Annotated in this window: 19 protein-coding genes and 1 riboswitch; of the genes, 9 read left to right on the forward strand and 10 right to left on the reverse strand. The window is 74.3% G+C overall.

Going from position 1 to position 23,143, the window contains the following annotated elements; genetic code table 11:
* Positions 1-22 precede the first annotated feature (22 nt).
* The 4 genes from galT to ACT7CP_RS13000 are packed head-to-tail and all read left to right on the forward strand — an operon-like array spanning position 23 to position 3,881.
* Positions 23-1,165: a galactose-1-phosphate uridylyltransferase gene (gene galT, locus ACT7CP_RS12985; RefSeq protein ID WP_445442538.1), complete on the forward strand. Its 1,143-nt coding sequence runs from the start codon at positions 23-25 to the stop codon at positions 1,163-1,165.
* A complete protein-coding gene (galK, locus tag ACT7CP_RS12990) occupies positions 1,162-2,322 on the forward strand; it encodes a galactokinase (RefSeq protein ID WP_445442539.1) in 1,161 nt (386 codons plus the stop codon). Before galT ends, galK begins: the two co-directional genes overlap by 4 nt.
* A 42-nt stretch (positions 2,323-2,364) precedes the next feature.
* Positions 2,365-3,291 carry a GNAT family N-acetyltransferase gene (locus tag ACT7CP_RS12995; RefSeq protein WP_445442540.1) on the forward strand — a complete coding sequence of 309 codons (927 nt, stop codon included), beginning with the start codon at positions 2,365-2,367 and terminating at the stop codon, positions 3,289-3,291.
* The gene (locus ACT7CP_RS13000) at positions 3,288-3,881 is read left to right on the forward strand and encodes a gamma carbonic anhydrase family protein (RefSeq protein ID WP_445442541.1); all 594 of its coding nucleotides are present in this window, start codon (positions 3,288-3,290) and stop codon (positions 3,879-3,881) included. Before ACT7CP_RS12995 ends, ACT7CP_RS13000 begins: the two co-directional genes overlap by 4 nt.
* A 48-nt stretch (positions 3,882-3,929) precedes the next feature.
* Here the strand turns inward: ACT7CP_RS13000 and ACT7CP_RS13005 are convergent, their stop codons facing one another.
* The gene (locus ACT7CP_RS13005; RefSeq protein ID WP_445442542.1) at positions 3,930-4,832 is read right to left on the reverse strand and encodes a bifunctional methylenetetrahydrofolate dehydrogenase/methenyltetrahydrofolate cyclohydrolase; all 903 of its coding nucleotides are present in this window, start codon (positions 4,830-4,832) and stop codon (positions 3,930-3,932) included.
* A complete protein-coding gene (gene glyA / locus ACT7CP_RS13010; protein ID WP_445442543.1) occupies positions 4,829-6,106 on the reverse strand; it encodes a serine hydroxymethyltransferase in 1,278 nt (425 codons plus the stop codon). The genes ACT7CP_RS13005 and glyA overlap by 4 nt, the downstream gene beginning before the upstream one ends.
* Before the next feature lie 32 nt (positions 6,107-6,138).
* Positions 6,139-6,222, reverse strand: a riboswitch (ZMP/ZTP riboswitch).
* A 200-nt stretch (positions 6,223-6,422) separates the two neighbouring features.
* On the opposite strand from glyA, the gene ACT7CP_RS13015 reads away from it, so the two are divergent.
* Both ACT7CP_RS13015 and ACT7CP_RS13020 read left to right on the forward strand, forming a co-directional pair.
* Positions 6,423-8,045 (forward strand): alpha-amylase family glycosyl hydrolase, encoded by a 1,623-nt coding sequence (locus tag ACT7CP_RS13015; protein WP_445442544.1) that lies wholly within the window; start codon positions 6,423-6,425, stop codon positions 8,043-8,045.
* A 40-nt stretch (positions 8,046-8,085) separates the two neighbouring features.
* Positions 8,086-8,583: a hypothetical protein gene (locus tag ACT7CP_RS13020; protein ID WP_445442545.1), complete on the forward strand. Its 498-nt coding sequence runs from the start codon at positions 8,086-8,088 to the stop codon at positions 8,581-8,583.
* 30 nt (positions 8,584-8,613) lie between these two features.
* Here ACT7CP_RS13020 and ACT7CP_RS13025 read toward each other — a convergent pair whose 3' ends face one another.
* Positions 8,614-9,471 carry a LysR family transcriptional regulator gene (locus ACT7CP_RS13025; protein ID WP_445442546.1) on the reverse strand — a complete coding sequence of 286 codons (858 nt, stop codon included), beginning with the start codon at positions 9,469-9,471 and terminating at the stop codon, positions 8,614-8,616.
* A 151-nt stretch (positions 9,472-9,622) separates the two neighbouring features.
* Here ACT7CP_RS13025 and ACT7CP_RS13030 point away from each other — a divergent pair, with 151 nt between their 5' ends.
* Positions 9,623-11,092 carry an MFS transporter gene (locus ACT7CP_RS13030; protein ID WP_445442547.1) on the forward strand — a complete coding sequence of 490 codons (1,470 nt, stop codon included), beginning with the start codon at positions 9,623-9,625 and terminating at the stop codon, positions 11,090-11,092.
* On the opposite strand, the gene ACT7CP_RS13035 is transcribed toward ACT7CP_RS13030, so the two are convergent.
* Positions 11,001-12,032, reverse strand: a complete 1,032-nt coding sequence (locus ACT7CP_RS13035; protein ID WP_445442548.1) for an aldo/keto reductase — start codon at positions 12,030-12,032, stop codon at positions 11,001-11,003. The two genes, ACT7CP_RS13030 and ACT7CP_RS13035, sit on opposite strands and share 92 nt — an antisense overlap.
* A 129-nt stretch (positions 12,033-12,161) precedes the next feature.
* Between ACT7CP_RS13035 and ACT7CP_RS13040 the strand changes: the two genes are divergently transcribed.
* On the forward strand, positions 12,162-12,842 hold the full coding sequence (locus tag ACT7CP_RS13040) for a metal-dependent transcriptional regulator (RefSeq protein ID WP_445442549.1): 681 nt from the start codon (positions 12,162-12,164) through the stop codon (positions 12,840-12,842).
* A gap of 21 nt (positions 12,843-12,863) precedes the next feature.
* On the opposite strand, the gene ACT7CP_RS13045 is transcribed toward ACT7CP_RS13040, so the two are convergent.
* From ACT7CP_RS13045 to ACT7CP_RS13055, 3 genes are all read right to left on the reverse strand, one after another.
* Positions 12,864-14,114: an Nramp family divalent metal transporter gene (locus tag ACT7CP_RS13045; protein ID WP_445442550.1), complete on the reverse strand. Its 1,251-nt coding sequence runs from the start codon at positions 14,112-14,114 to the stop codon at positions 12,864-12,866.
* A gap of 92 nt (positions 14,115-14,206) precedes the next feature.
* A complete protein-coding gene (locus tag ACT7CP_RS13050; RefSeq protein ID WP_445442551.1) occupies positions 14,207-15,127 on the reverse strand; it encodes a hypothetical protein in 921 nt (306 codons plus the stop codon).
* A gap of 25 nt (positions 15,128-15,152) precedes the next feature.
* On the reverse strand, positions 15,153-16,463 hold the full coding sequence (locus ACT7CP_RS13055) for an MFS transporter (RefSeq protein ID WP_445442552.1): 1,311 nt from the start codon (positions 16,461-16,463) through the stop codon (positions 15,153-15,155).
* A gap of 78 nt (positions 16,464-16,541) precedes the next feature.
* Between ACT7CP_RS13055 and purU the strand changes: the two genes are divergently transcribed.
* Positions 16,542-17,414, forward strand: coding sequence for a formyltetrahydrofolate deformylase (gene purU, locus ACT7CP_RS13060; RefSeq protein WP_445442553.1), 873 nt, complete (start codon positions 16,542-16,544; stop codon positions 17,412-17,414).
* A gap of 42 nt (positions 17,415-17,456) precedes the next feature.
* Here the strand turns inward: purU and ACT7CP_RS13065 are convergent, their stop codons facing one another.
* The 3 genes from ACT7CP_RS13065 to ACT7CP_RS13075 all read right to left on the reverse strand — a co-directional run bounded on the left by ACT7CP_RS13065 (position 17,457) and on the right by ACT7CP_RS13075 (position 23,091).
* A complete protein-coding gene (locus ACT7CP_RS13065) occupies positions 17,457-18,311 on the reverse strand; it encodes an ABC transporter permease (RefSeq protein WP_445442554.1) in 855 nt (284 codons plus the stop codon).
* A complete protein-coding gene (locus ACT7CP_RS13070; RefSeq protein ID WP_445442555.1) occupies positions 18,308-19,363 on the reverse strand; it encodes an ATP-binding cassette domain-containing protein in 1,056 nt (351 codons plus the stop codon). The genes ACT7CP_RS13065 and ACT7CP_RS13070 overlap by 4 nt, the downstream gene beginning before the upstream one ends.
* 110 nt (positions 19,364-19,473) lie before the next feature.
* Positions 19,474-23,091, reverse strand: a complete 3,618-nt coding sequence (locus ACT7CP_RS13075) for a S8 family serine peptidase (RefSeq protein ID WP_445442556.1) — start codon at positions 23,089-23,091, stop codon at positions 19,474-19,476.
* Positions 23,092-23,143: the final 52 nt, after the last annotated feature.

Here is a 23,143-nt window from a genome sequence, read left to right on the forward strand (position 1 = left end):
GAGCCCGTAGGATCGGGGGATCATGCATGCCGACCAGACCGTCACGACGTCGCCGTCCGGGATCACGCAGCGCCGCACGCTGCTCTCCGACGGCCGCGAGCTCGTCTACTTCGACGACGCCGACACGACCCTGCCGCCCGAGCGCGCCGTCGACGCCCGCCCCGCCGCGCCCCGCCCGCCCACCGCGACGATGCGGCAGGACGTGCTCACGGGCGAGTGGGTGTCGATCGCGGCCGCGCGCCAGAACCGCGCGCACCTGCCGCCGGCGGAGCTGGATCCCCTCGCCCCGGCGAGCGCGACCAACCCGTCCGAGATCCCGAGCATGTACGACGTCGCGGTCTTCGAGAACAAGTCGCCGTCCTTCGGCCCGGCGCTCGCGGACACCGCGGGCGTCGACGCACCCGTCGACGACGACGACCTCACCTCCGTCGGCGTCGAGCGCACCCGCACCTCGGTCGGCCGCTGCGAGGTCGTCTGCTTCAGCCCCGAGCACACCGGCTCGTTCAGCGGCCTCACGCCGTCTCGCGCCCGCACCGTGGTGGAGGCGTGGGCCGAACGCACGCGCGCCCTCTCCGCGATGCCCGGCATCCGCCAGGTGTTCCCGTTCGAGAACCGCGGCGAGGCCATCGGCGTCACGCTCCACCACCCGCACGGGCAGATCTACTCCTACCCCTACGTCACGCCGCGCACGCGCCGCCTCGTCGAGTCGATCGAGCGCTTCGGGCCGGGCCTGTTCCAGCGGATCCTCGAGACCGAGCAGGCGTCCGAGCGCGTCGTGCTCCGCGGCGAGCACTTCACCGCGTTCGTGCCGTTCGCGGCGCGCTGGCCCGTGGAGGTGCACATGCTCCCCCACCGGCACGTGCCCGACCTCGCCGAGACGACCGACGCCGAGCGCGACGAGCTCGCCACGATGTACCTGAAGCTGCTGCAGGGCATGGACCGGCTCTACGACACCCCCACGCCGTACATCGCCGCCTGGCACCAGGCGCCCGTGGACGCGCACCGGGACGAGATCCGCCTGATGCTGCAGATCACCTCGCCGCGACGCGCGGCCGACAAGCTCAAGTTCCTGGCCGGATCCGAGGCGGCCATGGGCGCCTGGATCGGCGACGTGCCGCCCGAGAAGGCGGCGGAGATGATCCGGAAGGCAGTGGAGGACGCATGACCGACATCCGAGACGACGTGCGCGAGGGATTCCGCCAGCGCTTCGGCACCGAGCCGCACGGCGTGTGGTCCGCGCCCGGGCGCGTGAACCTCATCGGCGAGCACACCGACTACAACCAGGGCTTCGTGTTCCCGTTCGCGATCGACCGCCGCACGGTCATCGCGCTCGCGCCGCGCGACGACGACCGGATCCGCCTGGCGAGCTCCTTCTCCGAGGAGGTCGTGGAGGCGCGCCTCGCCGACCTCACCGGCGAGCGCATCGAGGGCTGGCAGGCCTACCCGCTCGGCGTCGCGTGGGCCCTCGGGCAGCGCGGGGCCGACCTCGCCGCCGTGCCCGGCTTCGACGTGTTCATCGACAGCGACGTGCCCGTGGGCGCCGGCCTGTCCTCGTCGGCCGCGCTGGAGGGATCCGTCGCCCTCGCGCTCGACGACATCTGGCGCCTGGGCCTCGACCGGCCCACCCTCGCCGCGGTGGGGCAGCTCGCCGAGAACGAGATCGTGGGCGCGCCGACCGGGATCATGGACCAGTCCGCGAGCCTCCTCGGCCGCCAGGACGCGGGCGTGTTCCTCGACTGCCGCTCGCTCGACGCGGAGGTCATCCCGCTCGGGCTCGAGGCCGCCGGCCTGACCATCGCCGTGATCGACACGCACGTGGCCCACGCGCACGCCGACGGCGGCTACCGCGCACGTCGCGAGTCGTGCGAGACGGGGGCGCGCCTGATGGGCGTCACGTCCCTCCGCGACCTCTCCGTGGACGACCTGGTGCGCGCCCGCGAGGTGCTCGACGACGAGACGTTCCGCCGCGTGCGCCACATCGTCACCGAGAACCAGCGCGTGCTCGACACCGTGCGCGCGCTCCGCGAGGAGGGCCCGCGCGCCATCGGCGAGCTGCTCGACGCGAGCCACCGCTCCATGCGCGACGACTTCGAGATCAGCGTCCCCGAGCTCGACCTCGCGGTCGAGGTGGCGCAGAACGAGGGCGCGATCGGCGCGCGCATGACCGGCGGTGGCTTCGGCGGATCGGCCATCGCGCTGATCGACGTCGACTCCCTCTCGCGCCTGCAGGTCGCCATCGACGGCGCCTTCGCGGAGCACGGCTACACCGGCCCGACCGTCTTCACGGTCACGCCGTCGGACGGGGCGAAGGCGGAGCAGTAGGGCGCGGGGCGCTCGCGCGGCGCCGCCCCTAGGCTCGGGCGCATGCGACGGACCCCCGGCCTGACCGAGATCACGGACGACCGGGGCGATGCCGTGCGGGACATCGCGCGTGCGCTCCCCGCGTGGTTCCCCGCGTCGACCCACCCCGGTGGCTTCGCGTGGGAGGCCGCCACCGGGCAGCTGCCCGCGCGGATCGCCGTGGTCCGCGACGACGCCGGCGCGGTGATCGGCTGGGCCGCCTCCTCGCCGGACGACGCGCGCGTCGAGTGCGGACCCGGCGACGACGCGACGACCGATCTGCTGGCGGCCTGGCTCCTCGACGCGGCCGCTGGCGCGTCCGCGAGCGTCGCCGTCCACCGCGGGCAGGAGCGGCTGCGCGGGATCCTCGCGGACCGCGGCTTCGTCGACGAGGCGATCCCGCTCGCCGGGCTCCGCCATGCCGCCCGCGACGCCGGCGCGCGGGCGCCCGCCGGGTACCGGATCCGCCCGGTCGCGGACGGCGAGGAGCGGGCGAAGGTCGACGCGCACCGCCGCGCATGGAAGCCGGTCCACCTGCCCTTCACCGACGGATCCGGCGACGGCATCGACCCGGACGCCGAGAGCCGGTTCGACGCCGACGCCTACGCCGCCATGCGCCTCGCACCCGTCTACCGACGCGACCTCGACCTCGTGATCGAGGCGCCGGACGGCTCGCTCGCCGGGACCTGCACCGCCTGGCTCGACCCGACCACCGGATGGGCGGAGCTCGAGCCGCTCGGCATCGTGCCCGAGCACCGGCGGCGGGGGCTCGCGGGGATCCTCGCGCTCGACGTCTCCCGCCGCGTCGCCGAGCTGGACGGCCGCGAGGTGTTCATCAACGCCTCCCCGCTGCCGTACTACCGCGCGCCGTGGGACGCCTACGTCGCGGTGGGCTTCGCACCCATGGAGCGGGGCACGCGCATGCGCCCGCGGCCTACCCTGGCGGCATGACCGTCGACCCCCAGGCCACCGTCCGCGCGCTCCCCGGGTCGCCCGCTCCCGACATCGCCCCCGACGCCCTCGTGGCCGCCGGTGCGCGCGTGGTCGGGCGGGTGACGCTGGGCGCCGGATCCAGCGTCTGGTTCAACGCCGTGCTGCGCGCCGAGGCCGCGGACATCGTGATCGGCGCCGGCTCCAACCTGCAGGACAACGTGAGCTGCCATGTCGACGCGGGCTTCCCGCTCACCGTCGGCTCGGGCGTGAGCGTCGGCCACAACGCCGTGCTGCACGGCTGCACCGTCGAGGACGACTGCATCGTCGGCATGTCCGCCACCGTGATGAACGGCGCGGTCGTCGGCCGGGAGTCGCTGCTCGCGGGCGGCACCGTCGTGCTCGAGGGGCAGGTGATCCCGCCGCGCTCGCTGGTCGCGGGCGTGCCCGGGAAGGTGCGGCGCGAGCTCACCGACGAGGAGGTCGCCGGGCTCCGCGCGAACGCCGCGCACTACGTCGAGAACGCACGGCTGCACGCGGGCACGATCCCGACGCCGGCCGTGCTCCTGGCCGCGTCGACGGACCCCGCACGCGAGGAGGGGACGGCCTGACCGGCCGTCCCCTCCTGCATCGCCGCCGCTCGATCGCGGCGAGCGCCGTCAGCCGCGCAGCTCGGCGGCCAGGCGCGCGTCGCGCTCGGCGGCCAGCACCACGTTGACGAGCAGCATCGCGCGCGTCATGGGACCCACGCCGCGCGGGTTCGGCGACAGATGCCCGGCGACCTCGGCGACGGCCGGGTCGACGTCGCCCGTGAGGCGCGCCTTTCCGGTCTCCGGATCCACGACGCGCGTGATCCCGACGTCGAGCACCGCGGCGCCCGGCTTCACCCACCCGGGCTGGATCAGGTGCGCGACGCCGACGGCCGCGACCACGATGTCCGCCCGGCGGACCTCCTGCTCGAGGTCGCGCGTGCGAGAGTGCGTGAGCGTCACGGTGGCGTCGAGGCCCTTGCGCGTGAGCAGCAGGCCGAGCGGGCGGCCGACCGTGAGGCCGCGGCCGACGACGACCACGTGCTGGCCCGCGATGGGCACGTCGTACCGCTGGAGCATCTCGACGATGCCGGCGGGCGTGCACGGCAGCGGCGAGGTCAGCTCGCCCTGGACGCCGAGCACCAGGCGCCCGAGGTTCGCCGGGTGCAGGCCGTCCGCGTCCTTCGACGGGTCGATGAGCTCGAGCATCGCGTTCTCGTCGATGCCCGCGGGCAGCGGCAGCTGCACGATGTAGCCGGTGACGGCCGGGTCCGAGTTCAGGCGCTCGATGGCCAGGCGCACGTCGGCCTCGCTCGCGTCGGCCGGGAGGTCGACGCGGATGGACTCGATGCCCACCTCGGCGCAGTCGCGGTGCTTGCCCGCGACGTACGACCGGGATCCCGGGTCGTCGCCCACGAGGAGCGTGCCGAGGCCGGGGACGAGCCCCTGCTCCCGGAGCGCGCGGATCCGCACGGCCAGCTCCGACTTGACGGCCGACGCGGTCGCGACGCCGTCGAGCACGACCGCGGTCACTGGGTGAGGCCCTCGTAGAGCGGGAAGCCGTCGGTGAGCGTGAGCACGCGGGCGCGGAGGCTCGCGAGGTCGCTGCCGGGCTTCAGGGTCTCCGCGATGACGTCCGCCACCTCGGTGAACTCGGCCTCGCCGAAGCCGCGGGTCGCGAGCGCCGACGTGCCGATGCGGACGCCGGAGGTGACCATGGGCGGGCGCGGGTCGAACGGCACCGAGTTGCGGTTCACCGTGATGCCGACCTCGTGCAGCGCGTCCTCCGCCTGCTTGCCGTCGATCTCGGAGTGGCGGAGGTCCGCGAGCACGAGGTGCACGTCGGTGCCGCCCGTGAGCACGGAGACGCCGGCCTCGGTGGAGTCGGCGGCCGTGAGGCGCTCGGCGAGGATCTGCGCGCCCTGGATGGTGCGGCGCTGGCGGTCCGCGAACTCCTCCGTGGCCGCGATCTTGAACGCCGTGGCCTTGGCGGCGATGACGTGCATCAGCGGCCCGCCCTGCTGGCCCGGGAACACGGCCGAGTTGAGCTTCTTGGCGAGCGCGGTGTCGCGGCTGAGGATCACGCCGGACCGGGGACCCGCGAGGGTCTTGTGCACGGTGGAGGAGACGACGTCCGCGTAGGGGATGGGCGAGGGGTGGACGCCGGCGGCGACGAGCCCGGCGAAGTGGGCCATGTCGACCCAGAGCTTCGCGCCGACCTCGTCCGCGATGGAGCGGAAGGCGGCGAAGTCGAGGTGGCGGGGGTACGCCGACCAGCCGGCGATGATGACCTGCGGGCGGTGCTCGAGCGCCTTCTCCCGCACGACGTCCATGTCGATGAGGAAGGTGTCGGGGTCCACGCCGTAGGCCGCGGCGTCGTAGAGCTTGCCGGAGAAGTTGAGCTTCATGCCGTGCGTGAGGTGGCCGCCGTGCGCGAGCTCGAGGCCGAGGATCGTGTCGCCCGGCTGCGCGATGGCGGCGAGGACGGCCGCGTTGGCCGTGGCGCCGGAGTGCGGCTGGACGTTGGCGAACTCGGCGCCGAAGAGGCTCTTCGCGCGGTCGATGGCGAGCTGCTCGGCGACGTCGACGAACTCGCAGCCGCCGTAGTAGCGGCGGCCCGGGTAGCCCTCCGCGTACTTGTTGGTGAGCACGGATCCCTGCGACTGCAGCACCGCGCGCGGCACGAAGTTCTCGCTGGCGATCATCTCGAGGGTGCCGCGCTGGCGGCCGAGCTCCTGCTCGAGGACGGCCGCGATCTCGGGATCGACCTCGGAGAGGGAGGCGTTGAAGGACTGGTCGACGGGCATGGGACTCCTTGTGCACGGTGGACGAGCGGATGCGTCGTGGCCCAGGCGTACGGCCACCAACCGTGTGAGTCGCTCCCCGATGGTGACCCATCCGAACGCCAGTCGCGACGAGGTCGAGCCTACCCGGGCGGGCGTGCCGATGCGAGGCGGGAGCCGCCCGCCGAGGGCGCGCGGACAGCCCGGCCGGGCGCGCACCTGGCCGCCGAGCGAGGAAAAGCGGAGGGCACGAACGGATCCGCCGGTCACGGGCACCCCCCGCCCGTAGGATCGGGGGATCGGGCGACGTCGCCCGCCGGATGCGGAGGAAGGACCGAGCATGGGGAGCACAGCGCTCACGACCGATCCCGCGGCAGGCGGACACGACCACGACGACGCGCGCCCGGACGACGCGGCCGCCCCCGCGGCACCCGCCGAGGCGCCCCCGGTCGACCGCGACGCCCTCGCCGCCGACCTCCGCCCGCTCCTCGGCGACGACGCCGACGCCGACGCCCTGGCGGACTCCCTCGCCGCCGACCTCCGCGAGGTGCGCGCCCGTCGCACCCCGCCCGCGTCCCTCGACCTCGACCGCCGCACCGGCGGCGTCTGCTACGTCGACCGCTACGCCGACGACCTCCGCGGACTCGTCGCGCGGATCCCCGCCCTCCGCGACCTGGGGCTCACGCACCTGCAGGTCACGCCCGTCGCCGAGCGGACGACCGACGACGACCGGGACGCTCTCCTCGCGCCGGGCGTGCGCGTGCGCGCGGGCCTCGGATCCGCCGACGACCTGGCCGCGCTCGTCGACGCACTGCACGACGCCGGCCTCACGCTCGCCGTCGACCTCTCCCCCGCGGATCCCGACGCCTCGCCCGCCGACCGCGTCGGCGCCGCCGTCCGCGAGGCGGTGGCCCTCGCCGCCGTGGGCGCGGACGTCGTGCGCGTGGACCCGGCCGCCGTCCTCGGCGACCGCCCCGCCGCCGACCGCGCCGCCCTCCTCCGCGTGATCGGCGCCCTCGCCCGTCGGGTTGCGCCGGCCCTCGCGCTGGCCGTCGCCGCCGAGGCCGAGCCCCGCGGCGGCGCCGACCTCCTCGACGGCGACGCCGTGCGCCTCGCCGAGGATCCCGCGCTCACCGCGCTGGTCTGGGAGGCGCTCGCCACCCGGTCCGCGTCCCTCCTCTCCCGGGCGCTGGCCCGGCGCGGCGAGGCGCCCGCCGGATCCGCGTGGATCGCCCGCGTCCGCAGCCACGACGCCCTCCGCTGGGCCTTCGACGACGAGGACGCGCGCGCCCTCGGCATCGATCCCGACGAGCACCGCCGCTTCCTCGCCGACTACCACGTGGGCCGCTTCCCGGGCAGCCACGCGCGCGGCATCTGGCACGCCGACGGCGCGGTCGCCGGAACCACGGCGTCCCTCGCGGGGCTCGAGCAGGACGACCCGGGCGCGGTCGAGCGGATCCTCCTCGCCCACTCCGTCGCGCTCAGCACGGGCGGCCTGCCGCTCATCGTGCTCGGCGACGAGGTCGGCCAGATCAACGACTACGGCTACGACGACGTGCCCGCGCACGCGGAGGACAGCCGCTGGGTCAACCGCCCGCTCTACCCCTTCGAGCGCTACGACCAGCGCGACGACCGCACCACGAGCACGGGCGTCATCCACGCGGGCGTCCGCCGCCTCGTGGCCGTCCGCCGCGCCACGCCCGCGCTCGGCGGCACGCGCGTCGTCGGGTTCGACGCCAAGGACCCGCGGGTGCTCGGCTACCAGCGCCCGCACAAGGACGGCACGGTGCTCGTGCTCGCCAACCTCGGCGACGAGCCCGCGACGGTCTCCGCGGAGACGCTCGGCGGCTTCGCCGAGCACGCCGTCGACCTCGTGCGCGACGAGCGCCTCCGCCTGACGAAGGGCATCGTGCTCAGCCCGCGCACGTTCGTCTGGCTCCAGGCCGCTCACGACCTGCCGTGACACACTCGCGGTCACAGGCGGGGCGGCACGGAGGAACGGCATGAGCGACGAGGGACGCGGCACGGACGAGCCGCGCGAGGGCGCGCGCCCGACGGGGTTCGCATGGCCGATGTGGGTCAACATCGGCTGGATCGCGCTCGGCGCCTGGCACGTGGTCGCCCCCGTCAACGACGCGTCCGGCTGGCTCGGCGCGTTCCAGATCTCCGTGGGCGCGTTCGGGATCCTCGCATCCCGCCGTCGTGCCCGCCGACTCGCCGAGGCCGAGGCCGACGCCCTGCCGCTCGCGCAGGCCACGCGCATGCCCGCCGACCCGGACGAGGATCCGGCCCGCCCGAGCGACGCGGCCGCCGCGCACGCGGAGATGGACGCCCGGCTCCGTGCGCTCGCGATGCAGCTGGAGCAGCCCGGCGATCCGACCGCCGATCCCGACAAGCCCGAGCCGCCGCACCAGCCCGGCCCCCGTGGTCGCAAGGGCCGCACGCGGGTCCGCGAGGGCGACCTCGACGACGACGGCCTGCCGCCCGTCGCCCGCTGGTAGCGGAGGAGCCGGGCGCGCCCGCGCCCGCGATCAGCTCGCCCGCGCCACCCCGCGCGACATGATCGCCGAGGTCAGCGCCTCGATGGACGCGCGCGGCCCCGCCGGGTTGTCGAGGAGCACGTAGTCCACCTCGTCGAGCTCGGGCAGGCCGAGCCGCGAGGTCACCTTCACGAGGTCGGTGGGGATCAGCGCCTGCGGCAGCACGGCGACGCCCATGCCGGCGCGCACCGCGGCGAGCACGCCGTTGACGTCGCGCGTGCTGCACGTGATCCGCCAGGTGCGCCCGGCGTGCTCGAGCGCGTCCATCGCCATCCGCCGGCTGATGCTCGGGGCGCGGTACGCGATGAGCGGGACGCTCGCGCCCGGCTCCACCAGCGTGCGCTCGAGGCCGACCCACACCATCCGGTCGCGGCCCACGCGCCGCGCCGCCGGCTGCTCGTCGACCGCGGTCTTCGTGAGGATGAGGTCGAGCTGCCCGGCGAGCAGCCGCCGGTGCAGCGGCGCGCTCTGCGTGACCGTGAGCTCCAGCTCGATCTGCGGGTGCAGCTGCCGGAAGTGCCGGAGGATCCGCGGGAGCTGCGTGATCGCGAGGTCGTCGGCGGTGCCGAAGCGCAGGCGGCCGCTCACCGCGGATCCGCCGAAGTAGCTCTCCGCGGCCTGGTGCGCGGCGAGGATCGTGCGCGCGAAGCCGGCCATCGCGTCGCCCGCGTCGGTGAGGCGCATGGCGCGGGTGTCGCGCGCGACGAGCGTCCGGTCGACGGCCCGCTCGAGCCGCCGCACCTGCTGGCTCACGGTGGGCTGGCTGATGCCGAGCCGCGCGGCCGCCTGCGTGAAGCTCCGGGTGTCGGCGACCGCGAGGAACGTGGCGAGCAGGGTCGGGTCCAGCACGGCGGCCTCCGGTCATTCGATCACGTGATGGCATTCATCATGTCGAGGCGGGATCCGAATGGGAAGCCCCGGAGTACCGTCGATGTCGGCCCTCCGCGGCCGCACCCATACGGAACCGATCCGCCCATACGCAACGCACACGCAGGATGAAGTGACCCCGCCCCCGAACGCCTTCCCCCCGACCGCCCCGCTCCCCGTCCAGACCGAGCGCCCGCCGTGGCGCCACACGCTCATCGCGCTGAGCGTGCCGAACTTCCGCCGCTTCACGGCGTCGAACGTGATCGCCATGACCTCGGGCTGGATGCAGCGCATCGCCCAGGACTGGCTCGTGCTCGAGCTCACCGGCAGCGTGACCGCCGTCGGCATCACGGTGGCGATGCAGTTCGCGCCCATGCTGTTCTTCGGCCTCCTCGGCGGCGTCATCGTCGACCGGTGCTCGAAGCGGATGCTGATGATGATCACGCAGGGCACGTACGCGCTCCTCAGCGCGCTGCTCGCCGTCCTCACCCTGTCCGGTGCGGTCGAGGCGTGGCACATCTTCGCCATCGCGTTCGCGACCGGGCTCGTGACGGTCATCGACAATCCGGCGCGCCAGGTGTTCGTGACCGAGATCGTCGGGCAGCAGCACCTGCGGAACGCGATCAGCGTCAACTCATCGGTGTTCCAGCTCGGCGGCATGGTGGGCCCGGCGCTCAGCGGGATCCTGCTGCTCGCGGTCGGCGCCGGCTGGTCGTTCGCGATCAACGCGGTCGCGTGCGTCGTCGTGGTCCTGACCCTGTGGAGCCTGAGGACCCGGGACCTCATCCGCATCCCGCCCGCCCCGCGCCGCCGCGGCCAGCTCGCGGAGGGCCTCCGGTACGCGCGGTCGAAGCCGACCATCCTCTGGCCCGTCGTGCTCGTGGCCGTCTTCAGCGTCTTCGGGCTGACCATGCCCGTGCTCCTCGCGGCGTTCGCGAGCGACGTGTACGACGTGGGCGCGGGCGGCTACGGCTTCTTCAACTCGATGGTCGCGATCGGCGCGCTCACGGGCGCGCTCCTCTCGACGCGGCGGGCGACCGTGCGGCTGCGGACCATCGTGGTCGGCGTCGGGATCACCGGCGTCCTGCAGGCGGTCGCGGGCCTCATGCCCGGCATCGCCCCGTTCGCGGCCGTGCTCGTCACGGTCGGCATGGCGTCGCTGCTCTTCCAGACAGCGGCGAACTCGCTCGTGCAGCTCTCCAGCAACGTCGCCATCCGCGGGCGGGTGATGAGCGTCTACGTGCTCGTGCTCCTCGGCGGCCAGGCCGTCGGCGGTCCGCTCATGGGCGGGATCGTCGAGGCGTGGGGCGTGCACGTCGGCATGGTCGTGTCCGGCGGGATGCCGGCGCTGGCCGCGGCGGTCGTGGCCGTGGTGCTCGCCCGGCGGGGACAGCTGACCCTCGAGGTCGTGGTGCGCCGGCACGTGCCGCGCGTGCGGATCACGCCCCGGGCGCCGGGGGCCGGTCGTCCCCGCGCCGCCGCAGCGGACGCGGGGACGACCGGCGGCGGTCTCAGCCACGCACGTCGATCGCGCGGTGGCGCTGCTGCACGCCGGCCGGGCCGTACGGGTAGTCGGACACCACGGGCGCGCTCACCGCGCTGAGCGAGGCGATCTCCTCGGCGTTGAGCTCCAGGTCGGCCGAGGCCATGTTGTCCTCGAGCTGCTCGACCGTGCGGGCGCCGAGGATCACGCTGGTCACGGCCGGCTGCGCCTCGAGCCACGCGAGCGACACGCGCGCGGAGCTGGAGCCGTGGGCGTCCGCGATGCGGCGCACCTCGTCGAGGATCGCCCAGGTGCGCTCCTGGCCGTTCCGCGGCGTGAACGCCTCCATGCCGCGCTCCGGGTCCTCGCCGAGGCGGGTCGCGCCGGTCGGGGTCTCGTCGCGGCGGTACTTGCCGGTGAGCCAGCCGCCCGCGAGCGGCGACCAGGGCAGGAGCCCGATGCCCGCGTCCAGCGACGCCGGCACGATCTCCGACTCGATCTCGCGCACCAGCAGGCTGTACTGCGGCTGCAGCGTGACGGGCGGCGTGTACCCGAGCGCCTTCGCGAGCCCGACGGCCTTGGTGAGCTGCCAGCCCAGGTAGTTCGAGAAGCCGTAGTACGAGATCTTGCCGGCGCGGACGGCGTCGTCGAGGAAGCGCAGCGTCTCCTCGAGCGGGGTCACCGCGTCCCACGCGTGCATCTGGTACAGGTCGATCGTGTCGACGCCGAGGCGGCGGAGCGAGTCGTCGAGCGCGCGGGTGAGGTGGCGGCGCGAGGTGCCGACGTCGTTGTTGCCCTCCCCCATCGGGAAGCGGCCCTTCGTGGCGATGACGAGCTGGTCGGCCTCGGCGGGGTGCGCCGCGAGCCAGCGGCCCACGATCTCCTCCGAGATCCCGGCCGAGTAGACGTCGGCGGTGTCGATGAACGTGCCGCCGCCCGCGACGTAGGCCTCGAGGATGCGACCGGAGGTCTCCTCGTCCGCCTCCGCGCCGAAGGTCATGGTGCCGAGCGCGTAGGTCGACACGATCGCGCCGCTGTTGCCGAGAGTGCGGTACTGCATGGGGTTCCTCCATCGGATCCGCCGCGGGCGTCCCTGCCCGCGGTCACCACCCAGCATGCTCCGCCGGGGCGGGTCGGGGGCGCGTCCGGGGGACGGGGTGGCCGGCGGGCCGGTCGCTACCATGGGCGCATGTCCGTCGACGAGCTCTCGAGCGCCGCGCAGGACTACCTCAAGCTCATCTGGACCGCCACCGAGTGGTCCGACCAGCCCGTCACCGTGACCCGGCTCGCCGAGCGGCTCGGGATCCGGCCCGCCACCGCCTCCGACGGCCTCCGCCGCCTCACCGCGCAGGGCCTCGTCGAGCACCGGCCGTACGGCAGCATCGAGCTCACCTCGGACGGCCGGCGGCACGCGATCCAGATGGTGCGCCGGCACCGGCTGCTCGAGACGTTCCTCGTGGAGGTGCTCGGCTACGGCTGGGACGAGGTGCACGACGAGGCCGAGGTGCTCGAGCACGCGGTCTCCGACGACTTCGTGGCGCGCATCGACGCGCACCTCGGGCACCCGTCCCGGGATCCGCACGGCGACCCGATCCCCTCGGCCGACGGCGAGCCGCACCTCCCGGAGGCCACGGTGCTCGCGGACGCCGTCGCCGACCGGCCCATGCGCGTGCGCCGCATCTCCGACGAGGACCCGCGGCTGCTGCGCGAGCTCGCCGAGCACGGGATCGGGCTGGACGCCACGCTCGTGCGGGCCGCGGGATCCGACGGGCGGGACCCCGCCGCCGTGGTCGTGACGGTCGACGGATCCGCGGGCCGCCCGCTCACGCCCGCCGCGGCGTCCGCGGTCTGGGTGTCCGACGCCGGCTGACCCGCGGATCCGGCCGCCCGATCAGCCCGTGACGGTGAGGACCACGAGCGCGACGTTCAGCACCACCACGAGCGACACCGCGACCCACGCCGCGACGCGCGTGAGCGGCCGGTCGACGTGGTCGCCCATCACCCGGCGGTCGCCCGTCAGGCGGATGAGCGGCACGAGCGCGAACGGGATCCCGAGGCTCAGCACGACCTGGCTGACGACGAGGGCCGACGTCGGCTCGACGCCGATCGCGAGGATCGCCAGGGCCGGGATCAGCGTCACCACCCGGCGCGCGAGCAGCGGCACCTTGACGTGCAGCAGCCCGCCCATGATCGCCGCACCCGCGTAGGCGCCCACCGACGTCGACGCGAGGCCGGATGCGAGGAGCCCCACCGCGAACACGACGCCCACGACCGGCCCGAGCGAGGCCGTGATGGCCGCGTGCGCGCCCTCGATCGAGTCGGTGCCGGGCACGCCGCCGAGGCTCGCGGCCGCGATGAGCAGCATGGAGATGTTGACGGCGCCGGCCACGGCGAGCGCCGTGATCACGTCCCACCGCGTCGCGCGGAGGAGCCGGCGCAGGACGCCGTCGTCCGTCTGGACCCCGTGCCGGTCGCGGCTGAGGGACGAGTGCAGGTAGACGGCGTGCGGCATGACGGTCGCGCCGAGCATGCTCGCGGCCAGCAGCACGCTGTCGGTGCCGTCGAAGCGCGGCACGAGGCCGCCCGCGATGCCGGACGCCGACAGCGGGCTCACGACGAGGCCCGTGAGGAAGCCGACCGTGATGACGAGGAGCAGCGCGCCGATCACCAGCTCGAAGGGCCGCTGCCCGTGCCGCGACTGCACGGCGAGGAGGCCGATGGAGACGAGGCCGACGATGACGCCGCCCGCCACGAGCGGGATCCCGAACAGGAGGTGCAGCGCGATGGCGCCGCCGATGACCTCCGCGAGGTCGGTGGCCGCGGCGATCAGCTCGGCCTGCACCCAGAACGCCCGGCGGCGCGTCGTGGGCAGGCGCTGGCCGAGGAGCTCCGGGAGGCTCCGGCCGGTCACGAGCCCGAGCTTCGCCGACTGGTACTGCACGAGCACGGCGATGAGGTTCGCGGCGACGAGCACCCACACCAGCAGGTACCCGTAGCGCGCGCCGGCGGTGAGGTTCGCCGCCACGTTGCCGGGATCCACGTACGCGATGGCGGCGACGAACGCCGGGCCGAGCAGCAGGACGAGCTGGGGACCGGTGACGGGCCGGCGCGCGCGACCGGGCGCGGGGGCGGTGCGGGTCATGGCGGCCTCTCCGTCGAAGTGTTAGCCGAGGCTAACATTCGTGGCGGCTGCCGAGAAGGGGCGGATCCGGATCGGCGCCCGTCCCCCGGCGATCAGCGCGCGGGGCGCGACGGGGCGAGGAACGCGGAGTCGTCGGCCTCCTCGCCGCGGATCATGCGCACCCAGTGCGCGAGGAGGGCGGCACCGGCCTCGTCGTGGATCAGGTCGCCGGCCGTGAGCACGGGGTACGGCGTCGCGGGGATGCCGTCGGCCGGGCGCACGTCGACGTGCGCGACCTCGTGTCCGTTCTCGTGCAGCCAGCCCGCCATCGCGTAGTCGGTGCGCGAGTCGCCGACGGTGCGCCAGCGGAGCGGGAGCGGCCCGCTGTGGGCGAGGAGCTCCAGGGCGCGGGCGGCTCCGAGGTCCTTGCCGAGGCGGATGGACTCGACGTCGGTCGAGATGATGGTGGGGTCGACCCGCACCTGCACGCGGCCCTCGGCGTCGGGCACCTCGACGCCCTCGAGCACCGAGCCGAGCCCGTGCGCCGACAGCATCTCGACCGCGCGCGCGTCGAGGTCCGGCTGCACGGCGAGGTAGTCGGCGGACGCGACGCTCGTGAGCTGCTCGAGCGAGACCATCGCGAGCTTCGTCGTGTCGAAGAACATCCAGTCGGCGAAGCGCTCCGCCACGAGCCGCTCCATGTCGCGCATGAACGCCTCGGGCAGCGCGAGCGTCCGGTCGACGTGCACCTCCCCGGCGCCCTCGGGCGTGATGGAGAACCACGACGCGCCCTTCTCGCACACCGCGTGCACGCGCGCGCCCTGCGGCAGCCCCGCGTCGATCAGCGGGCCGACGACCTGCGCGCGGATGAAGGCGTCCGAGCGGCCGGTGTTGAACACGATCGGCACGCCGGCGGCGGCGAGCTCCACGAGGTCGGCCGCGATGCTGGGGATGGCGAGGGTGCGGGTGATCGGGCTGGCGATGGGGCCGTCGACGTCGAGGAGGAGGCCGAGGGGCGCGGGGGTCGTGGTCACGGATCCATCCTCCCGCAGGCCGGCGTCAGCCGGCGGCGCGCGCGACGGCGCGACCGCGGGCGGCCCGGCCCGCGGATCCGACCACCAGCACGAGCGAGACCGCCATCACCAGGAGGAACGCCCCGGGGAGCGACGCGATGCCGAGCCCGTCGAGGAGCGCGCCGCCCACGAGGGCGCCGCCGCCGATCCCGACGTTGAAGGCCGTCGTGTAGAAGGAGCTCGCGGTGTCGCGGAAGGACGGGTGCGCCGCGTGCAGCATGCGCGTCTGGAGGAGGGACGGGATCGCGCCGAACGCGACGCCCCAGAGGAGGAAGCCGGGGATCGCGACCGCCCAGAGGCCCGGCACGAGCGCCAGGGCGGTGACGCCGAGCGCCGCGGCCGCGAGGCCCGCGAGCACGCCGAGCTGCGGGCGGCTCGAGAAGACCGTGCCGGCGAGCAGGAGGCCCACGGCGCCCGCGATCCCGTAGCCGAAGAGCATGGCGCTCAGCTGCTGCTCCGGGATCCCCATCACGCGCGTGACGAACGGGTCGACGTACGTGTAGAAGCCGTACTGGCCGATCATGATGACCATCGCCGTCAGGCACACGAACAGCACCCCGCCGAGGCCCTGCCCGGCCATGCGCTGCCGCATCCCGACGCGCGCGCCCGCGGGCACGTCCGCGGGCGCTTCCCGCTCGGGCCGGCCGACCGCGGGCAGGAAGCGCCAGGTGAGCAGGATCCCGAGCAGCGTGAGCACGCCGATCCCCGCGAACGCCGCGCGCCAGCCGAAGGCCTGCCCGGCCGCGGTGCCGAGCGGCACCCCGAGGACGAACGCCAGGCTGCCGCCGCCGACCGTGAGCGCGACGGCCCGGCCGATGAGCGCGGGCGGCACGAGGTGGGCCGAGTACGCGCCGACGACCGCCCAGAACAGGCCGTGCGCGAGTCCCCCGAGCACGCGCGTCGCGACGACGAGCTCGAACGTGGGCGCGAGCGCGGTGAGGAGGTTGCTCGTCGCGAACACCGCGAGCACCGCGAGCAGCAGCGCGTGCCGCGGCACCCGGCGGGTGAGGGCCGCGAGCGGCGCGCTCGAGACGACCACGGCGACCGCGAACACCGAGACGAGGAGGCCGACGCGCGACTCCTCCACGCCGAGGTCGCCGCTCATCTCGCTGAGGAGGCCGGTGGGCAGCATCTCGCTCGTCACGCTGAGGAAGACGCACGCCGCGAGCGTGAGGATGCCGACCCACGGGAAGCGGAACGCCGGGTCGGCCGGGTCGTGCGGCGGCGCCGGGGACCGCCGGCCGGCGTGCGCGGCGCGGTCGGGATCGGGCAGGAAGATGGGGGAGGTGTTCGTCATGGAGACCCACAGGACGTCGACGGCGGGAGAGCTCCCGGGGCCGGCGGGATCCGCGCAGCCAGGCAATAGCCTAGACGGATGACCGACCAGGCCACCCGCGCGCGCGCCCCGCACCGCGTCCTCAGCTTCTCCTGCGACGACCGTCCCGGCATCGTCCACGCCATCGCCGGCGCCATCGTCGAGGCCGGCGGCGACATCACGGAGTCGCAGCAGTTCTCGAGCGCCGACACGGGCCGCTTCTTCATGCGCCTGCAGATCCAGACCGCCGCCGACGACGACCGGCTGGCCGTCGCGCTCGCCGCGGTCGTCGAGCGCTACGACGCGACGTGGCACCTCGACGAGGTGGGCCGTCCGCTCCGCACGCTGGTGCTCGGATCCACCGCCGAGCACTGCGTGAACGACCTGCTCTTCCGGCAGCGCGCGGGCCAGCTGCCCGTCGAGATCCCGCTGGTGCTCAGCAACCACGGGCGCCTCGCCGACCTCGCGGGCTTCTACGGGGTGCCGTTCGAGCACGTGCCCGTCACCGACGAGGAGTCGAAGACCGCGTTCGAGGCGCGGGTGCTGCGCGCGGTCGAGGAGCACGACATCGAGCTGGTGGTGCTCGCGCGCTACATGCAGATCCTCTCCCCCGGGCTGTGCGCGGCGCTCAGCGGCCGGATCATCAACATCCACCACTCGTTCCTGCCCGGCTTCAAGGGCGCGAACCCGTACAAGCAGGCGCACGCGCGCGGCGTGAAGCTCATCGGCGCGACCGCCCACTTCGTCACGAGCGACCTGGACGAGGGCCCCATCGTGGAGCAGAACGTCGTGCGGGTGGACCACTCGCGGAGCGCCCGCGAGCTCATGGCGATCGGCCAGGACGAGGAGTCGCGCACGCTCACGCAGGCCGTGCGCTGGTTCGCGGAGCACCGCGTGCTGCTCGACGGGGCGCGGACGATCATCTTCCGCTGACGCGACGGCGGCCCCGCCCGGCCGCGCCCGCCCGCCCCGCCGTCAGCGCGTGCTGATCGTCCGGTACTTCCGCACGGCGAGCGGCACCGCGACGACGAGGAGCACCGCCGCCCACGCGAGCGTCGTGAGGATCGGGTGCTGCAGCGTCCACGCGTCCGGCTCCGGCGCGCCCGGCGGCACGTTCCCGAACAGCTGCCGCGCCGCGAGCACCACCGACGACACGGGGTTGTACTCGGCGAACACCCGCAGCGGCGTCGGCAGCGTGTCGCTCGGCACGAACGCGTTGCTGATGAAGGTCAGGGGGAACAGCACGAGGAACGACGCGTTGTTGATCACCTCCGGGCTCCGCACGCTCATGCCGAGCAGCGCCATCACCCAGGACAGGGCGTACGCGAACAGCAGCAGGAGCGCGACGCCCGCGAGCGCCTCGAGGAGGCTCGAGCGCACGCGCCAGCCGACGACGAGCCCGGTGGCGAGCATCACGACCATGGAGAACACGTTGATGAGGAGGTCGCCGTTGGTGCGCCCCACGAGCACCGCCGACGGGCTCATCGGCAGGGTGCGGAAGCGGTCGATGATCCCGTCCTTGAGGTCGTTCGCCATCGCCGACCCCGAGTAGGTCGACCCGAACACCACGGTCTGGGCGAAGATGCCCGCCATGATGAACTCCTTGTAGTCGCTGCCCGGGATGTCGATCGCGCCCGCGTAGACGAAGCTGAACAGCAGCACGAACATGATCGGCTGGATCAGCGTGAAGACGAGGATGTCCGGCAGCCGCTTGATCTTGATGAGGTTCCGACGGGTCGCGATCCACCCGTCCTCGAGCCAGGTGCCGAACGTGGAGCGCGGCGCGGGACGCGGCGGGCGGGCGGACTGGCGGCCCTCGACGGCGGTCATGCCGCGTCCGTCCCCTGCGCGCGGCCGGCGGCGCGGTGCGCGGCCGCGGGATCGGATCCGCCTGATCCCGCCGCGTCCCCGTCCGCGTCCCCGTCCTCCCCGGCCGCCGCGTGCCCGGTCAGCCGGAGGAACACGTCGTCGAGGGTCGGTCGGCGCATGCCCGCGTCGTGCAGCTCGATGCCCGCCGCCGTCAGCTCGCCGACCACCGCGGCGAGCGCGCGCGGGCCGTCGTCGACCTGCACCGAGAGCGTGCGACCGTCGGAGGACACCGTGGGCGGCGTCGTGCCCGCGCGCTCGAGGATCCCCCGCACCGCCGGCCCGTCCGCCTCGCGCACCAGCGCGACCTCCACCCGGTGCCCGCCGATGGAGCTCTTCAGCTCGTCCGCGGTGCCGCGGGCGATCACGGTGCCGCCGTCGATCACCGCGATGTCGTCGGCGAGGCGGTCGGCCTCCTCCAGGTACTGCGTGGTGAGCAGCACGGTCGTGCCCTCGGTGACGAGCTGGGTGATCACATCCCAGAGGCCGAGGCGGCTGCGCGGGTCGAGGCCCGTGGTCGGCTCGTCGAGGAACAGGACGCGGGGCCGGGCGACGAGCGCGCCCGCCAGGTCGATGCGCCGCCGCATGCCGCCCGAGAACCCCTTGACGGCGCGGTCGCGCGCCTCGGTCAGGCCGAACGTGCCGATCAGCTCGTCGGCCCGCGCCCGGGAGGCGCGGCGCCCGAGGTGGTACAGGCGGCCCACCATGTCGAGGTTCTCGAACGCGGTGAGGTTCTCGTCGACGGCGGCGTACTGGCCGGAGACGCCGATCATCGCGCGCACCTCGGCGGGGCGGGCGAGCACGTCGACGCCGTCGACCCGGGCGGTTCCCGCGTCCGGCACCACGAGCGTGGTGAGGACCTTGACGGCGGTGGTCTTCCCGGCGCCGTTCGGTCCGAGCAGCCCGAGGACCGTGCCCTCGGGCACGTCGAGGTCGAGGCCCGCGAGGGCGTGCACCGGCGGCGCTCCGCGCGGGTGGTAGGTCTTGACGAGCCCCTCGGCTTCGATGACGGCCATGGCGCATGGTAGCGCCGGGCATTTCCCCACGCAACGGATCCGGACGCCGAGAGGGGCGGGCGCCTCCCGGCACCCGCCCCTCCGCGGTCGAACCCCCTACATCAGCCGGGTCAGCGGCTCACGACGAGGTACCTCGGCGCGCTCGTCTTGTCCGTGTTCGCCTCGTCGCCCGGGTAGGTCGCGACGACCGCGTAGCGGCCCTTCGCGTACGCCGGGAGCTCGATGCGGCCCGTGCCGGCGGCGTCGAGCGTCACCTCGTACGCGTCCGAGCCGACCGTCACGGTGACGGTGCCCGTGGGCGCCGCGGCGGCCGGGCTGTCGACCTTGACGGTGACGACGGCCTTCTGCGTGCTCGTCACGACGGACGGCGTGAGGCCCACCGTGATCGTGCTGGCCTGCTTCACCCGGACGCCCGCGCTGGTCGCGGTGCCCGTGGCGCCGTCGGCGCGCGTCGCGGTGACGACGACCGTGACCTCCTTGCCGGCGACCGACGGCGAGACCCGGAGGGTCGCCCGCGTCTGCCCGGCGAGGGGCTTCCCGTCCGCGTACCAGGCGTACGAGAACGTGAGGCCCTCGGCGTCCCACTCACCGGTCGACGCGGTGAGCGTCTGCCCGACGGCGGGGGTCCCGGTGATCACGGGAGCCGCGGTGGCCTCCGGGGCCGGCGCCGCACCGGACTCGACGCGCACGTAGGTCGTGGCCCCGCTGCCCGCGTAGGCGACGCGACCGAGGTACGCCGTCTCGGGAGCGAGGCCGCTCCACGAGGCGGTGTAGGTGGTCGGCCGGCTCTGCGTCGCGGCGATCGGGTCGGGGGTCACCGTGAAGGCGCCCTCGTCCGTCGTCGTGGAGAGGTCGAACTGCGTGACCATGAACTCCTCGGTGCGCTGGCCCTTCGGGATCGAGAAGATCGACGCCTGGATGACGTAGTCGCCGGCGACCGGGGTCTCGATGGTGACGGACTCGTCGGCCGAGGCGGTCGCCGAGTCGAACTGCTCCACGGGCTCCCCTCCCTCGAGCCGGAAGACCGACAGGTCGAGGTCGGCGGCGTCGTCGTCCGCGTCGAGGTCGATCCGCGTCGCCAGCTGGCCCGCCGGCACCGTCGTGCGGTACTGGAAGTCCTCCTTGGCGGCGCCCGAACCGGTGAACGGCGACGCGGCGTCGTCCGGGTCCGGGAACGTGCGACCGGCGGCCAGGCCCTCGGCCGTGAGGTCGATGGGGCCGGTGGTGCCGGGCGTCACGGTGACGTCCACGGATCCGTCGGTGCCCTCGCCGCGCACCTCGGCCGGGGCCGCGATGCTGACGGGGTTCACCGCGATCGGGCTGCGCACGGTCGTGCCGCCGCCCGTCCAGGTGAGCGATCCGGTGGCGTACTCGTCGACCGTCGCCGTGGTGCGCGTGAACGACACCTCGAACGACTTGGTCTGGCCCGCGGCCGTGAACTCGAGCGTCTTCGGCGTGACGTCGGTGCGCACGCCCTCGAGGCCCTGGATCGACGCCGTGTAGGTGCCCGGGCCCGTGGAGGTGACCTCGCGCGTCACGGTCTCGGCGCCCGTGAGGGTGCCGATCGCGATGCTCGCCAGGTTGAGCTCGGAGGGGTCGACCGGGTCGGCGCCGCTGTCGTACCCGACGCCGGCGACGTAGCCGAGCCAGTCGTCGCGGTCGTTGAGGTACAGCAGGCCGGGCGACAGGTAGCGCGTCGGGTCGACGTGACCCGCGCCCTGCGTGAACGGGTCGGTGACGGGCTGGCCGTCGCCGTCCACCGTGTCGTAGGCGGTCGTCATGAGCGCGGACTTGATCTCCGAGACGGGCGCCTTCGGGTGCTCGCCGAAGTACAGGAGCGCGAGGCCGGCGACGTGCGGGGCGGCCATCGACGTGCCGGACAGGAGGCCGAAGGTCGGCTCGCCGCCCTTCGCGTTGTTGGTCGCCGCGATGATCGCGACGCCGGGCGCCGTGACGTCGGGCTTCAGGATGTCGCTGCCGTCCGCGAGGACCGGGCCGCGCGAGCTGAAGCCGGCGACCTGGGGCGTCGGCTCCTCGATGCCCGTCGTGTTGTCGGGCACGAGGGTGACGGTCGCGCCGGGCGTGGCCGCGTAGGCCGAGACCGCCGCGTAGACGTCGGCGTCGAGGTGGACCGTCGGCACCGCGTGGGTGTCGGAGTCCGTCGAGTTGGGGGTCGGGTTCACGAGCACCATGCCGATGCCGCCCGCGCGCGCGACCTCGGCCGACTTGGCCACGCGGTCGAACGTGCCGCGCTCGCACAGGATGATCTTCCCCGCGGCCTTCGCCGGGTCGAGGGATCCGGGACCGCAGAGCGCCGGCGTGGTGGCGCCGGCCGCGGCGACCGAGGCCGCCGTGACGAAGGCGCCCGAGACGGGCTCCGTGACGGTGATCGACGCGCCCGCGAAGGCTGTGCCGTTCCCGAGCTGCGCCGTGGCGGCGAAGTTGCCCGCGACCGTGCTCGCGCCGACCGTGGTGATCCACGGCGAGGCGTTGTCGAGCGTCGAGGCGCCGGGGCCGGAGTTGCCCGCCGAGGCGGACACGAAGATGCCGGCCGCGGCCGCGCCGAGGAACGCGACGTCGGTCGCGGAGACCGTGGTCGCCGCGGATCCGCCGCCGATGGAGTAGTTGATGACGTCGACGCCGTCCTTCGTCGCCTGCTCGATGGCGGCGACGAGGTCCGCGCCGGCGCAACCGTCGTCGTCCTGCGACGCGGGGTCGGGGCCGGACCAGCAGACCTTGTACGAGGAGATCTTCGACGCGGGCGCGACGCCCGAGATCTCGCCGAGGTCGTTGCCGCCGATGGTCGCCGTCACGCCGGCGTTGCCGGCCGCGGTGGACGCGGTGTGCGAGCCGTGCCCGTCGCCGTCCCGCGGGGAGAGGTACTCGCCCGTCTTCGCCGTGCCGATGTTCCGCTTGCCGAAGCCGTCGACGTAGTAGCGCGCACCGACGATCTTCGTGGAGCAGTCGGCCGCCGTGAACTGCGGGCCGGTCTGGCAGAGGCCCGTGAACTGCGTGCCGTCGCCCTTGTCGTAGCGGATGGTCGTGCCCTGCCGGTACGGCGCGGACCCCTTGGCGCGGCCGAGCGGCTCCCCTGCGAAGGACGGGTTCTCGGGTGCGATGCCGGTGTCGATGACGCCGATGACGGCGCCCTCGCCGGCCTTCTCCTGGCCACCCGTCTCGGCCCACACGCCGTCGGGCCCGGTGAGGCCGAGGAAGTCGGCGGCCGGGGTCGTGGTGGGGTGGTAGATCCGGTCGGGCTCGACGCTCGCGACCGCGCGGTCGCTCGAGAGCTTCGCGGCCTGCGCGGCGGTGAGGTCGGCGGAGAACCCGTTGACCGTCAGCGAGTACGAGTAGGCGATGTCGGCGCCGACGCTGGCGGCGACCTCCTCCTGCTGCTGCTTGAGGTAGTCGGTGTACTCGACGACCGGGGCGGCCTCGGCGTCGAGCTGCGCGCCCGAGCGCACCTGCGTCGCGGCGAGCCCGGAGACGCCGCCCTGGTAGGTCGCGGCGGCCTCGTCGGCGAGGGTCACGATGTAGCGGCCGTCCTTCAGATCGGACGCCTGCGTCGCGACGGTCGGGGCGGGGGCCGCCATGGCCCCTCCGGCCCCGAGGGTCACGAGGCCGGCGGCCACGAGGGCGGTGGCGGCGACGGAGGCCGTCGCCCTGCGCAGCGATGCGGCGCGGGCGGACTCCGTGCGGAGCCGCGGGGAGCGTGGGATCACGAACACGTCCTTCGAGAGGGGATGGGTGGTCGCCCGCGCCCCGTGCGACGCGCGCGAA

This window comes from Clavibacter rahimiani, assembly GCF_052654495.1.